We start from the raw sequence: 12,487 nt of genomic DNA, 5'->3' as shown, positions 1-12,487 counted from the left end.
GAGTCATGGTGACGTGCTCGGCGGTCACGGTGGAACGTGTGTGACAGGCCGTGCGGGAGATTTCGTCAGCCGACTACCTTCTTGAGGGCGTCGCCCAGGGCGTCCGCCTCGTCAGGGGTCAGCTCGACGACGAGTCGGCCGCCGCCTTCGAGCGGAACGCGCATGACGATGCCCCGCCCCTCCTTGGTCACCTCGAGCGGGCCGTCGCCCGTTCGCGGCTTCATGGCCGCCATGCTCGTTCCCCTTCCTGAAACCAGCTCATCGCAGCCGGCGGCCCCGTCACAGGCGCTGCCTCACCGGCATCGAACACATTGCTTCCGCTGTCATTATCCCGCATGCGGGGGCTTGGTGACCAACATCGGGCGGACTCATCTGCGCAACCCGCTTGTTCAAAACCACTCATTCCGGCGATGTGACTGGAATACTGCCCCACTTCACCCCGTACCCCCGCCTCTGATTTGTTGACGCAGATCACAGAGGCGGAAGGAATGCGTGGGCTTCGTGGAGCCCGTCGTGATCCCGGTCATGCCGGTACCGGGCGCTCGCGAGGATGATGGGACGGTTGCCCGTCCGCCCGGCAGCGGAGCCCGGCGGAGGGCTGGATCAGAGGGGACCTCCTTCATGGCCGACTCCGTCCTGTACGACGTGACCGACGCGCTCGCCACGATCACGCTCAACCGTCCCGATGCCATGAACGCCCTCGACACCGCGACGAAGGAGGCGCTGCGGGACGCCCTCCAGAACGCGGCGGCCGACCCGGAGGTGCGGGCCGTGCTGCTCACCGCGACGGGGCGGGCCTTCTGCGTCGGGCAGGACCTCAAGGAGCACGTCGCCACCCTCCAGCGGGCCAGGGAGACGGGCGACGGCGGCCCGATGAGCACGGTGCGCGAGCACTACAACCCGATCGTGCGGGCGATCACGGCGATGCCGAAGCCCGTCGTCGCGGGCGTCAACGGGGTCGCCGCCGGGGCGGGTTTCGGTTTCGCGCTGGCGGCGGACTACCGCGTCGTCGCGGACACGGCCACGTTCAACACCTCCTTCGCCGGGGTGGCGCTCACCGCCGACTCGGGGCTCTCCTTCACGCTCCAGCGCGCGGTGGGGCACAGCCGGGCGAGCGACTGGCTGCTCTTCCCGCGCAACATCAGCGCGCGGGAGGCGTACGAGCTGGGGCTCGTGAACCGCCTCGTCCCGGCCGCCGAACTGGCCGGGACGGCGCTGGAGGTCGCGCGCGAGCTCGCGGCGGGCCCGACGGTCGCGTACGCATCGCTCAAGGGCTCGCTCGCCTACGCGGCCTCCCACACGCTCGACGAGGCGCTCGACAAGGAGGACGAACTCCAGACCGTCGCGGGCACCTCCGAGGACCACGTGATCGCGGTGGAGGCGTTCCTGAAGAAGGAGAAGCCGCGCTACCTGGGGCGCTGAGACAGGCGCGCGGGGTCGGCGGGCGGCCGGTGGGCGGGGCGCCGGTACGCGCGGAAGCCGGAACGCCCCCGCCGGGAGGCGGGCACGGCCGCTCCCCCACCACGCCCGTCGTCCCCACCCGCCCCCGTCGTCCCGGCCGCGTCCGTACGGGACCGGGGCCCGGCCCGCTCAGTCCCTGTCCCTCTCCCCCGGCTCCCGTCGCGGCCGGTCCGCGCGGCCCCTGCCCCTGGCCGCGCAGGCCACGAGGTGGTCGTCGACGAGTCCGCACGCCTGCATGAGCGCGTACGCCGTGGTGGGGCCCACGAAGCGGACGCCCTGCTTCTTGAGGCCCTTCGCGAGCGCCGTGGACTCCTCGGTGACGGCGGGCACGTCGGCGGTCGTGCGGGGGGCGGGGCGGCTGTCGGGGGCGGGGGCGAAGGACCACAGGTACGTGGTCAGTTCGCCGGGCGCCCAGGTGGCGAGCAGGCGCGCGTTGGCGAGGACGGCGTCGATCTTGCGGGCGTTGCGGATGATCCCGGCGTCGGCGAGGAGGCGGGCGCGCTCGGCGGGGCCGTAGGCGGCGACGGCGGACAGCTTGAAGTCGTCGAAGGCGGCGCGGAAGGCGGGCCTGCGGCGCAGGATCGTCAGCCAGGAGAGCCCGGACTGGAAGGCTTCGAGGCTCAGCCGCTCGAAGAGCGCGTCGTCGCCGAGCAGCGGCCTGCCCCACTCCTCGTCGTGGTAGCCGAGGTAGTCGGGGGCGCTCAGGCCCCAGGGGCAGCGGAGTCTGCCGTCGGGGCCCGGCAGCGCGCCGGTCGCGGTCACGGCCGCTCGCCCTCCTCGGCGACCCGCGCCGGACGGCTCGCGAGCGCCGATTCCAGGTCGGCGATGCGGGCCTCGCGCTCGGCGAGTTCGGCGGCGAGACGGGCGAGTGCCTCGTCTACGTCCCCCATGCGGTAGCCGCGCAGGGTCTGCGGGAAGCGCAGCGCCTCGATGTCGGCGCGGCGCACCGGCCGGTCGGCGGGGAGCGGGTCGGTGAGCCGCTCGGGCGGGGCCTCGGGCAGGGCAGCGCCCTCACCGTGGCCGAGCACGGCGAGCGTGACGGCGCCGACCACCACGACCAGCGCGATGACCAGGAACCAGAACATCAGCATGCGTCTTCCCCAACTCCCCGGGCGCGGTCCCCGCCCGGTGCTCTTCTCGTACGGCCCGCCCGACGACCGGTGCCGCGTGGCCACGATCGTGCCACGTCCGGGCGCGGGCTAGGGTCGCAGGCGGCCCGGGAGCCATGATCACGGGTGACGGCTTGGGGCCTTCGGCCCGGAAGGGAAGCGCTGGGATGTTGCGTCTGGGTCGCAGGGAGTTCGGCGAGCACGAACCGGTGATCATGGCGATCGTGAACCGGACCCCGGATTCCTTCTACGACCAGGGGGCGACCTTCGCCGACGAGCCGGCGCTCGACCGGGTCGAGCGGGCGGTCGCCGAGGGCGCGGCGATCATCGACGTCGGCGGGGTGAAGGCGGGGCCCGGCGAGGAGGTGAGCGCCGAGGAGGAGGTGCGGCGCACGGTGGGCTTCGTCGCGGAGGTCCGCAGGCGCTTCCCCGAGGTCGTGATCAGCGTGGACACGTGGCGGCACGAGGTGGGCGAGGCGGTCTGCGCGGCGGGCGCGGACCTGATCAACGACGCGTGGGGCGGCGTGGACCCGAAGCTCGCCGAGGTCGCCGGGCGGCATCGCGCCGGAATCGTGTGCACGCACGCGGGCGGCGCCCGTCCCCGGACGAGGCCGCACCGCGTCGCGTACGAGGACGTCATGGCGGACATCCTGGAGGTGACGACGGCCCTCGCGGAGCGTGCCGTCTCGCTCGGCGTCCCGCGCGAGTCCGTCCTCATCGACCCCGGCCACGACTTCGGCAAGAACACCCGCCACTCCCTGGAGGCGACCCGGCGCCTCCCCGAGATGACGGCGACGGGCTGGCCGGTCCTCGTCTCCCTCTCCAACAAGGACTTCGTCGGGGAGACCCTGGACCGCCCGGTGAAGGAACGCCTCCTCGGCACGCTCGCGACGACAGCGGTCTCGGCGTGGCTGGGTGCGCGGGTCTACCGCGTCCACGAGGTCGCGGAGACCCGCCAGGTCCTCGATATGGTCGCCTCGATCGCAGGATGGCGCGAACCGGCGGTGGCGCGGCGGGGGCTGGCGTGAGAGAGGTTCAGGGCGCGGCGCGCTGAGCGGCTTCGCGCCAGTGGCCACCGGGCATCCCGGTGGGCCGGGCGGGCCGACGCGTCGCGGCCCGGGGGCATCTCTCGGAAGTACGGGACCAGGCCGGGCACCGGGTCCCGTCCACCGCGCCGAGGTTCGCCGGTCGAGCGCCTTCCCGTACAGCGGGATTCCTCCGCCGGACAGTACGGGCCGCCGTGGCCTCGGGCCAGGTCGGGGCCGAAGCGGCCGCGACGCCGTGCGCACTCCGGGTACGCCGAGACCACGTCGTCAGTGGCGGCCTCAAGGCACGGCCCGTACCGGCCCCGCTCAGGCGGAAACCCCGCCGGACTTGACGCCCGCCACGAAACCGGCGAACGCCGACAACGCGACCGTAAGGACCGGACCGGCCACGCACTTCGAGTCACGCACGGGGACGACGCCCTGCGAGACGACGAGATCGGCGGCCACCTCCACACACGAGCCACCGTTGTTACCGCTGTAGGAAGACTTGAACCAGTGGAGACCAGCAACGGGGATCATGTGAGCGCTCCTTCTACGTCGCTTGTCACGATGATGCGCCCGGAAGACGTCCAGCGCCACCGTCCCGAGAGGGCGGCAAGCTGTCGTGAGTACCAGGCGCGATCAGGCGGCATACTCACCGGACTTGACGCCCGCCACGAAACCAGCGAACGCCGACAACGCGACCGCGAGAACCGGACCCGCCACGCACTTCGAGTCACGCACGGGGACGACGCCGCGCGAAGCAACGAGATCGGCGGCCACCTCCAGGCACGCACCACCGTTGTTTCCGCTGTAGGAGGACTTGAACCAGCGGAGGCCAGCAACGGACGTCATGTAAGCACTCCTTCTGCGCCGCTTGGCGAGCGCGCTTCCACGCACACACCCTTCACACGATGATGCGCCCGAAAGACGTCCAGCGCAGCACCGCACCCGACATGACGAAGCCCACCGGCCCCCAGGAGAGGGCGGCGGGCTGTCATACCTACCAGGCGCGATCAGGCGGAAAAATCGCCGGACTTGACGCCCGCCACGAAACCAGCGAACGCCGACAACGCAACCGCGAGAACCGGACCCGCCACGCACTTCGAGTCACGCACGGGAACCACGCCGCGCGAAGCAACGAGATCAGCGGCCACCTCCAGGCACGCACCACCGTTGTTCTCGCTGTAAGAGGACTTGAACCAGTGGAGGGGGTGGGTCGTCACGATGTTCCCTTTCGTACGCGTTCGATCATGGCCGCGGACTCTGCCTGGGGCAGCGATTCGACCTGTAGGTGATGGTAGTCCGTGAAAAGAGGCTCCACATAGCGCGATTCACGCTCCAAGCATCCCCTCTGGGCAGATTCGGTATACGCGACACGTGACCCATTGCGGAATGTCAACAGATAGACCGGAAACCCCAAGGGTCGATGCTCACCTAGGGAGAAAGGAGCCACTTGCAGCACCGAGTTGGGAAGAGCCGCGAAGTCGAGCAGCCGCTGATACTGGTCAGACATGGTGTCCGCCCCGCCTACGCACCGCCGCAGAGCCCCCTCGTCAATCACCATAAAGATCTTGGGCGGAGACTCGCGCTCAAGGTCGCCCTGCCGTGCAAGTAGTCGGGCCATTCGCTCCTCTGCTTGCTGCGCGGTAACGGCGCCTCGTGCCATCACACCGGCTTGTATGGCACTGGCGTAGCGCAGAGTTTGGACGAGTCCAGGCATGATGCCCAGCTCGAAAACCCTGATTTCGATAGCTTCTCGCTCCAAAGCCACATAGTCGTCGAAGCCGTCCAGTATCGCCGGGTTCCGCAGCGCGTCACCCTGCTGGGTCAGCGCATCGCCCGTACCGAACACACGGTCAGCGCTGGCAGTGAACTTGGCAGTTGCATTTCGCGAACCAATTTCGACGCCTGAAATATGCGAGGGGGCATATCCCATCCGCGCGCCCAACTCCGGCTGCGTCCAGCCCCGTTGCTCCCGCAAGCTGCGCAAACGCGCACCGAAGGCCGCGCGCGGGCCTCCCTCGGGGTCGAGCGTTCTGCGGTTGACCATGAATCCCCCGGCCTATCTGCCAACAGGATGAAACTTGATAGCTCGTTCAGGCTAGTTCAGCCTGAGGACTCCCGGTAGCCGCTTCGCTACAACGAGGAGTGATCCGTATGCCCGTTCCCTTCCCTCCCCCCGCCGAAGACTGCCCTGTCTGCGAACGGCTCCGTGCCGTCGAGCGGGACGCCGAGGCCGCCGGGGACCGCTCGAAGGCCACCGACTGCCGGGTGCTGCGCGCGCGGCACCCGCACGGGCGAGGAGAGGGCGCGTGAGCGGGCAGGTCGCGGGGAGGGGCGCCACTCTTGAAGTCGGCACCGTCTTCCTCGCCACCTCGCGTGGTGGGGACGCCTCCGGGGGGTGGTTGCTCGCGCGGGCGCGGTTGGAGGACGTGGCCGAGGCGGCGGGATGGCTGCGCGGGGAGGCGTGCCGGCTCGCCGATCGGCTCGATCCCGAGCCGGGGGCCCGGTGGGCCCGCGCGGGTGCCGTTCACCCGGCGACCGGGACGGGACCCGATGCTCCGGCCGCCCTGCGGGCGTGGGCCGTGGACGGCGAACGGCAGTCGCTCGTGCGGGAGTTGCTCCGTCTTCGGCAGCCCTTCGCCCTGCGCTTCCCCGATCCCGGGGGTGCCTGGTACGAGCTGGGCGCGGGCCCCGTTCCGGCGTACGCCTCACGCGCGGACGGCGCGCCGGGGCCGCCCCGGTGCGAGGCGGCCGGGCACGTCACGCCGTACGTGGCCGACATGGCGCTGCGTGCGGCCCGTCCACCCGGGGACCCGCCCCGTACGCTCGTACGCTGCGCCCTCGCCCCGCATCTGACGCACGAACACGAGGGCATCGTGCGGGAGTTGAGCGGGCCGGGCGGGCACGTATGGGGCTCGTTCGGGATCGGGGTCCCCGTGTGGCGCCTGCGCGTCGCGGCGCCCTGTTCCCGGCAGGCGGGACGCGGGCCCTGCGGTCTCTACGCGGACCACCCGGGCGGTTGCGTCCCCGCCGCCTGAATCACCGGGAAACGAGGGCCGCCTCAGGTCCCCGCCTCCTTCGTCACGAGGGCCACCGCCTCGTCCACGTCGTCCGTCAGGTGGAAGAGGTCCAAGTCGTCAGGGTTCGCCTTGCCCTCGGCGATGAGGGTGTCGCGGAGCCAGTTGACGAGGCCGCCCCAGTACGCCGTGCCGAAGAGGACGATCGGGAAGCGGGTGACCTTCTGGGTCTGGACGAGGGTCAGGGCCTCGAAGAGTTCGTCGAGCGTGCCGAAGCCTCCGGGGAGGACGACGAATCCCCTCGCGTACTTCACGAACATGATCTTGCGGACGAAGAAGTAGCGGAAGTTCACCGCGATGTCGACGTACCGGTTGAGCCCCTGCTCGAAGGGAAGCTCGATGCCGAGGCCGACGGACGTCCCCTGCGCCTCCCACGCGCCCCGGTTCGCCGCCTCCATCGCTCCCGGGCCGCCCCCGGTGATCACCGCGTAACCGGCCTCCGTGAGGGCGCGCCCGAGGCGGACTCCGAGGGCGTACTCCGGCGCGTCGGGCTTCGTCCGAGCGGAGCCGAAGACGCTGATGGCCGGGGGGAGTTCGGCGAGGGCGCCGAAACCGTCGACGAGTTCTGACTGCATCCGCATGACCCGCCAGGGGTCCGTGTGCACCCAGTCCGTGGCGCCGCGCGAGTCGAGCAGCCGTTGGTCCGTCGTCCCGGACTGCACCTGGTCACGCCTGCGCACCACCGGTCCCAGACGCTGTTCCTCCACCGGGCCGTTCGATTCGAGACTGGCCATCGCGCTCCCCTCTCATTCGTGCGTCCGGACAGCGTAGGACCTCCGGCATGGCCAGGGACGCAAGCGGAGATGAGCGGGAGGTGGTGGCGGACCGAAGGGGCGGAATCCGGCCGTCCGCGCGCGCCCGCCCCGGGCCCCGCAGGGCCGGACAGCGTCGCGCTCCCGGAGGCGAAGCCGACGCGGAGAAGATCAGAGCGTGAGCCAGCTCCGCAGGCGCTCCTCCGCCGCCAGGACGTGGCGGATCTCGACGTTCTCCTCGCGCTTGTGGGCGAGCAGCGGATTGCCCGGCCCGTAGTTGACGGCCGGGACGCCGAGCGCGCTGAAGCGGGCCACGTCCGTCCAGCCGAACTTGGGGCGGGGAGTCCCGCCGACGGCCGCGACGAACGCGGCGGCGGCCGGGTGGGTCAGCCCCGGGCGCGCGGCGGGGCTGTGGTCGTCCACGACGAAGTCCGTGACACCGCAGCCCGCGAAGACCTCCTCGACGTGCGCGAGTGCCTCGTCCCCCGAGAGGTCGGGTGCGTAGCGGTAGTTGACGGTGACGACGCACGCGTCCGGGATGACGTTCCCGGCGACCCCGCCCTCGATCCGCACCGCGTTGAGGCCCTCGCGGTACTCCAGCCCGTCGACGAGCGGGCGGCGCGGCTCGTACGCGGCGAGCCGGTCCAGGATCGGTGCGGCGGCGTGGATCGCGTTCGCGCCCATCCACGCGCGCGCCGAGTGCGCGCGTTCGCCGCGCGTGTGGAGGTGGACGCGCAGGGTGCCCTGGCAGCCGCCCTCGACCTCGCCGTCCGAGGGTTCGAGGAGGACGGCGAAATCGCCCGCGAGCCAGTCGGGGTGCGCGCTCGCGAGGTGGCCGAGGCCGTTGCGGTCGGCGGCGACCTCCTCGTTGTCGTAGAAGACGAAGGTCAGGTCGCGGTTCGGGTCCGGCAGGGTCGCGGCGAGGCGGAGTTGCACGGCGACGCCGGCCTTCATGTCGCTCGTGCCGCAGCCCCACAGGAGCCCGTCCGCGTCGAGGCGCGAGGGCACGTTGTCCGCGATCGGGACCGTGTCGATGTGGCCCGCGAGGACGACGCGCTCGGCGCGGCCGAGGTGCGTGCGCGCCACGATGTTGTTGCCGTGGCGGTCGACGGTGAGGTGCGGCAGCGGGCGCAGCGCGGCCTCGATCGCCTCGGCGAGCGGCCCCTCCTCGCCGCTGACGGAGGGCACGTCCACGAGGGCGGCCGTGAGGGTCCCCGCGTCGAGCCCGAGGTCGAGCACGGGCGCCGCCGCGGCGGTCCGGACGGGGCGGGGGGCGGTGGTGTCACGCATGTGGCGAGCCTAACGCGCGGGCCCGAGGGGCTTGGGGGGCGGCGGCGCGGGGGCCTCACGCGGTACGGGGCGGGCGGTGCGGGGCCGGGCCCGGCGCCGGTACCCGCCGCTCCGTCCCGCCCGCTCGCCCCCGTCCCGACGGCCGGTCCCGTACGGGCCGCGCACAGGCCGCGCACAGGTCCGTACGGACCCCGCCCCGCCCCGTACGAGCCCTCTCCCACAGGCCGCGCACAGGGTTTCCGGTGTCTCCCCAAGGGGGCTCGTCCCGGAGCCCGGAGCCGTTACCTTATGGACGTGCCCGAGCTTTCGCCCTCCCGTCCCTCGCGCCGCCGCAGGCTGCTCCGTCTCGGAGCCGCGCTGACCGTCTCGTGCGCGCTCGCCGGTTACCTCGTGGTGCGCTTCGGGCCCGACGCGCAGCACGCGCGGCCGGGCTGCGAGGTCGTCTCGGCGGACGGCGACGGGGCCACGTACTCCTTCGGCGCCGACCAGGCGGTGAACGCCGCGACGATCGCCGCCGTGGGCACCTCGCGGGGGATGCCCGAACGGGCCGTGACGATCGCCCTCGCGACCGCGCTCCAGGAGTCGGGGCTGCGCAACCTCGACCACGGCGACCGCGATTCCGTCGGTCTCTTCCAGCAGCGGCCCTCGCAGGGCTGGGGCACTGTGGCGCAGATCATGGACCCCGTCTACAGCGCGGGGAAGTTCTACCAGCGGCTCGACAAGGTCGACGACTACGCGAACCTGCCGCTCACGGTCGCCGCGCAGAAGGTGCAGCGCTCCGCCTTCCCCGAGGCCTACGCGAAGCACGAGCCCGACGCGGCGCTCCTCGCCGCCGCGCTCACCGGGCGGGCCGAGGCCGCGCTCACGTGCGAGTCCACCGTGCCGGACGGCCCCGGCGACCCCTCGGCGGTACGGGCCGCGCTCATCAGGGACTTCGGCGCGAGCGTGCTCCCCGGCGCCCCCGAGGCGCGGAAGAAGGCCACGACCGCCGCTGCCACCACCACGCCCGCGCCGGTCGCGGGCACGCTCGCGCAGGCGCCCGCGCGGGCCCGCACCGTCGTCGTGCCGGTCGCCGCACCCGCGACCGCCAAGGACCCGAAGGCCGGGCGGCGCGGCTGGGAACTCGCGCAGTGGGCCGTCGCGCACGCCTCGGTGCTGCACCTCTCCGAGGTCGCCTACGCGGGCCGCGAGTGGCGTGCTTCGGGCACGGGGCACACGTGGCGCGAGATCGGCGCGGAGAAGTCCGCGGGAGCCCGCCAGGCGGACGGGGCCGAGGGCGTACGGATCGTCACGGCGCCCTGAGCGGCCCGCGCGGGCTCAGCCGTACGACACCTCGCCCGCAAGGGGGACTCCGGGGCCCAGGAGAGGCCGACAATACGACGCATTGCAAAGTCTTTGCCCGCGCGCCCCGCAACCTTCGCCCGGCTCACGCGGTAGTCACGGCGTCGTCCGGGGCCCCGGTGGGTCCCGTACGCGTTCACTGATCCCCCGCGAAGGAGCACCATGTCCAAGCCCCTCACCCGCCGCCTCGCCGGTGCCGCGCTGCTGCTCGCCGCCGGTGCCGCGCCCGTGATCGGCGCGGCCGGCGCCGCGAACGCCGCCGAGCTTCCCTCGACGAACGGCCTCGGGGTCTCCTCGCTCGACGGCGACGCCGTGGGCTCGACCGTCGACGGTGCGGCCAAGGGCGCCACGCAGACCCTCGGCGAGACCGGCGGCAAGGCGGTCGGCAAGGCGGCGCCCGAGGCCGGGAAGCTCGTCGGTCACGCCGGGCACACCGTCGCCCCCATCACCGAGCGCGCCGGCAACGGCGACCTGCTCGGCACGACGGGCAAGACCGTCAGCGGCTCCGGCAAGGGCGGCGGCCTCACGGGCGGCCTCACCGGCATCCTGCCCACCAAGGGCCTCCCGCTCGGCTGAGCCACGGGCACCGCACGCACGAGGGCCGGGCCCCGGGGAGCACGAACTCCCCGGGGCCCGGCCCGTTTACTACTGCCCGTGGACGGCCGCGGTCGCCCGCGACCGATCCGCGCTCAGGCCGTGAGCCGCGCCACCGCCGAGGCGATCCGCTCATCGCTCGCCGTGAGGGCGACGCGTACGAAGTGCTCGCCCGCCTGCCCGTAGAAGTCGCCGGGCGCCACGAGGATGCCGAGCGAGGCCAGGTGCGCGACCGTCTCCCAGCAGGACTCGCCGCGCGTCGCCCACAGGTAGAGACCGGCCTCGCTGTGCTCGACGCGGAAGCCGTGGTCGAGCAGGGCGGTGCGCAGCGCGGTGCGGCGGGCCGCGTAGCGCTCGCGCTGCTCCTCGACGTGCTTGTCGTCGCCGAGCGCCGCCGCCGCCGCGGCCTGCACGGGCGCGGCCGTCATCATGCCGCCGTGCTTGCGGACCTGGAGCAGGTGGCCGAGCACGTCGGGGTCGCCGAGGACGAACGCGGCGCGGTACCCGGCGAGGTTGGAGCGCTTCGAGAGCGAGTGGACGGCGACGAGTCCCTCGAAGGAACCGCCGCACACGTCCGGGTGCAGCACGGAGACCGGGTCGGCCTCCCAGCCGAGTTCGAGGTAGCACTCGTCGCTCAGGACGAGAACGCCGTGCGCGCGCGCCCACGCGACGATCCGGGTCAGCTCGTCCTTGCCGAGCACGCGACCCGTCGGGTTGGAGGGCGAGTTGAGCCAGAGGACGCGCAGGCCCTCGGGGTCGAGCGCCGTCGGGTCGTCGTAGGCGACGTGCTCCGCGCGGGCGAGGCGGGCGCCGACCTCGTAGGTGGGGTAGGCCAGGCGCGGGTAGGCCACGCGGTCGCCGGGGCCGATACCGAGCTGGAGCGGGGCCCAGGCGACGAACTCCTTGGAGCCGACGACGGGCAGGACGTGGCGGTGGCTCAGGCCGCGGGCGCCGAGGCGCCGCTCCGCCCACTCCACGATCGCGTCGCGCAGCGCGGACGTGCCCCACACGGTCGGGTAGCCGTGCGCGTCGGTGGCGGCGGTCAGCGCGTCCTGGACGAAGCCGGGTACGGGGTCGACGGGGGTGCCGACGGAGAGGTCGACGATCCCTTCGGGGTGCGCCGCCGCGGTCTTCTTGTACGGCTCCAGCTTGTCCCAGGGGAAGTCGGGGAGCAGCGCGTCGAGCGGCTGCGGGTGTGCGGGCACGGTGTCTCTTTCCGGGCGAGGGGGCGAGGGGACGGGGCGGTGCGGGGGACGGGGCACGCCGGGCGCGGGCGGGTGGCGGCGTGCGGCCCGTCCCGCCAACGCGCAGGTCCCGCCGGTGCGGGTGCACGGGCGGGACCGGAAGTGCGCGGGCGCACCGGGGAAGCGGAGACGGGCCGCAGGGGCCCGCGGCTCACCCGTTCTGCGGCGGAAGGGCGGCGACGAAGGGGTGGTCGCGCTCGATCAGGCCGAGCTTGCTGGCACCGCCGGGCGAGCCCAGCTCGTCGAAGAACTCGACGTTCGCCTTGTAGTAGTCCTTCCACTCCTCCGGGGTGTCGTCCTCGTAGAAGATCGCCTCGACCGGGCAGACCGGCTCGCAGGCACCGCAGTCGACGCACTCATCCGGGTGGATGTAGAGGGAACGCTTCCCCTCGTAGATGCAGTCGACCGGGCACTCCTCGATGCAAGCCTTGTCCTTGACGTCGACACAAGGCTGCGCGATGACGTAGGTCACGCTGTCGTTCCTCCTCGATAGGGCGCTGGCGGGCCCGTCCTGGGGTCCCGCCGCCTGGCGCGCGCGGGAGCGGCGTCGTCGATGCCCGGCACCTAGTATCTCCGCTCGGGGTCATG

General features: G+C 72.7%; 17 protein-coding genes. 6 read left to right on the top strand and 11 right to left on the bottom strand.

Going from position 1 to position 12,487, the window contains the following annotated elements:
• Nucleotides 1-65: 65 nt before the first annotated feature.
• Complete coding sequence (locus IF99_RS32355) at nt 66-233, bottom strand: DUF3117 domain-containing protein (protein WP_003966491.1); 168 nt, start codon at nt 231-233, stop codon at nt 66-68.
• A gap of 388 nt (nt 234-621) precedes the next feature.
• On the opposite strand from IF99_RS32355, the gene IF99_RS0115775 reads away from it, so the two are divergent.
• Entirely contained in the window at nt 622-1,422 is an 801-nt protein-coding gene (locus tag IF99_RS0115775) for an enoyl-CoA hydratase/isomerase family protein (RefSeq protein WP_030997130.1), read from the top strand.
• 168 nt (nt 1,423-1,590) lie between these two features.
• Here IF99_RS0115775 and IF99_RS0115770 read toward each other — a convergent pair whose 3' ends face one another.
• The gene (locus tag IF99_RS0115770) at nt 1,591-2,223 is read right to left on the bottom strand and encodes a DNA-3-methyladenine glycosylase I (RefSeq protein WP_030997129.1); all 633 of its coding nucleotides are present in this window, start codon (nt 2,221-2,223) and stop codon (nt 1,591-1,593) included.
• A complete protein-coding gene (locus IF99_RS0115765; RefSeq protein ID WP_030997128.1) occupies nt 2,220-2,552 on the bottom strand; it encodes a DivIVA domain-containing protein in 333 nt (110 codons plus the stop codon). Before IF99_RS0115765 ends, IF99_RS0115770 begins: the two co-directional genes overlap by 4 nt.
• Nucleotides 2,553-2,737: 185 nt before the next feature.
• Here IF99_RS0115765 and folP point away from each other — a divergent pair, with 185 nt between their 5' ends.
• Entirely contained in the window at nt 2,738-3,598 is an 861-nt protein-coding gene (gene folP / locus IF99_RS0115760) for a dihydropteroate synthase (RefSeq protein ID WP_030997127.1), read from the top strand.
• A gap of 324 nt (nt 3,599-3,922) precedes the next feature.
• On the opposite strand, the gene IF99_RS0115755 is transcribed toward folP, so the two are convergent.
• The 4 genes from IF99_RS0115755 to IF99_RS0115740 form a co-directional block, all read right to left on the bottom strand.
• Complete coding sequence (locus IF99_RS0115755) at nt 3,923-4,135, bottom strand: DUF397 domain-containing protein (RefSeq protein WP_030997126.1); 213 nt, start codon at nt 4,133-4,135, stop codon at nt 3,923-3,925.
• A 102-nt stretch (nt 4,136-4,237) separates the two neighbouring features.
• Nucleotides 4,238-4,450 carry a DUF397 domain-containing protein gene (locus tag IF99_RS0115750; protein ID WP_030997125.1) on the bottom strand — a complete coding sequence of 71 codons (213 nt, stop codon included), beginning with the start codon at nt 4,448-4,450 and terminating at the stop codon, nt 4,238-4,240.
• A gap of 161 nt (nt 4,451-4,611) precedes the next feature.
• The gene (locus IF99_RS0115745) at nt 4,612-4,821 is read right to left on the bottom strand and encodes a DUF397 domain-containing protein (RefSeq protein ID WP_030997123.1); all 210 of its coding nucleotides are present in this window, start codon (nt 4,819-4,821) and stop codon (nt 4,612-4,614) included.
• Nucleotides 4,818-5,648, bottom strand: coding sequence for a helix-turn-helix domain-containing protein (locus IF99_RS0115740; RefSeq protein ID WP_030997122.1), 831 nt, complete (start codon nt 5,646-5,648; stop codon nt 4,818-4,820). Before IF99_RS0115740 ends, IF99_RS0115745 begins: the two co-directional genes overlap by 4 nt.
• Before the next feature lie 107 nt (nt 5,649-5,755).
• Here IF99_RS0115740 and IF99_RS34315 point away from each other — a divergent pair, with 107 nt between their 5' ends.
• Both IF99_RS34315 and IF99_RS0115730 read left to right on the top strand, forming a co-directional pair.
• Nucleotides 5,756-5,914 carry a hypothetical protein gene (locus IF99_RS34315; protein ID WP_199806500.1) on the top strand — a complete coding sequence of 53 codons (159 nt, stop codon included), beginning with the start codon at nt 5,756-5,758 and terminating at the stop codon, nt 5,912-5,914.
• A complete protein-coding gene (locus IF99_RS0115730; RefSeq protein ID WP_030997121.1) occupies nt 5,911-6,639 on the top strand; it encodes a hypothetical protein in 729 nt (242 codons plus the stop codon). Before IF99_RS34315 ends, IF99_RS0115730 begins: the two co-directional genes overlap by 4 nt.
• A 23-nt stretch (nt 6,640-6,662) precedes the next feature.
• Here the strand turns inward: IF99_RS0115730 and IF99_RS0115725 are convergent, their stop codons facing one another.
• Complete coding sequence (locus IF99_RS0115725; RefSeq protein ID WP_030997120.1) at nt 6,663-7,412, bottom strand: TIGR00730 family Rossman fold protein; 750 nt, start codon at nt 7,410-7,412, stop codon at nt 6,663-6,665.
• Between the two features lie 189 nt (nt 7,413-7,601).
• Nucleotides 7,602-8,720 (bottom strand): succinyl-diaminopimelate desuccinylase, encoded by a 1,119-nt coding sequence (gene dapE, locus IF99_RS0115720; protein WP_051703520.1) that lies wholly within the window; start codon nt 8,718-8,720, stop codon nt 7,602-7,604.
• A gap of 288 nt (nt 8,721-9,008) precedes the next feature.
• On the opposite strand from dapE, the gene IF99_RS0115715 reads away from it, so the two are divergent.
• Complete coding sequence (locus IF99_RS0115715; RefSeq protein WP_030997118.1) at nt 9,009-10,022, top strand: hypothetical protein; 1,014 nt, start codon at nt 9,009-9,011, stop codon at nt 10,020-10,022.
• A gap of 201 nt (nt 10,023-10,223) precedes the next feature.
• Nucleotides 10,224-10,637, top strand: coding sequence for a hypothetical protein (locus IF99_RS0115710; RefSeq protein WP_030997117.1), 414 nt, complete (start codon nt 10,224-10,226; stop codon nt 10,635-10,637).
• Nucleotides 10,638-10,750: 113 nt separating this feature from the next.
• Here IF99_RS0115710 and dapC read toward each other — a convergent pair whose 3' ends face one another.
• Together dapC and fdxA are read right to left on the bottom strand one after the other, a co-directional pair.
• Nucleotides 10,751-11,860 carry a succinyldiaminopimelate transaminase gene (gene dapC / locus IF99_RS0115705; protein ID WP_030997116.1) on the bottom strand — a complete coding sequence of 370 codons (1,110 nt, stop codon included), beginning with the start codon at nt 11,858-11,860 and terminating at the stop codon, nt 10,751-10,753.
• 190 nt (nt 11,861-12,050) lie between these two features.
• A complete protein-coding gene (fdxA, locus tag IF99_RS0115700) occupies nt 12,051-12,371 on the bottom strand; it encodes a ferredoxin (RefSeq protein ID WP_010267089.1) in 321 nt (106 codons plus the stop codon).
• Nucleotides 12,372-12,487: the final 116 nt, after the last annotated feature.

It is taken from the genome of Streptomyces sp. NRRL F-5630 (assembly GCF_000719475.1).
In the GTDB taxonomy this organism is placed as follows: Bacteria; Actinomycetota; Actinomycetes; order Streptomycetales; family Streptomycetaceae; genus Streptomyces.
Note: the sequence above shows the minus strand (reverse complement) of the source record. Positions and strands in the feature narration are given on the sequence as shown.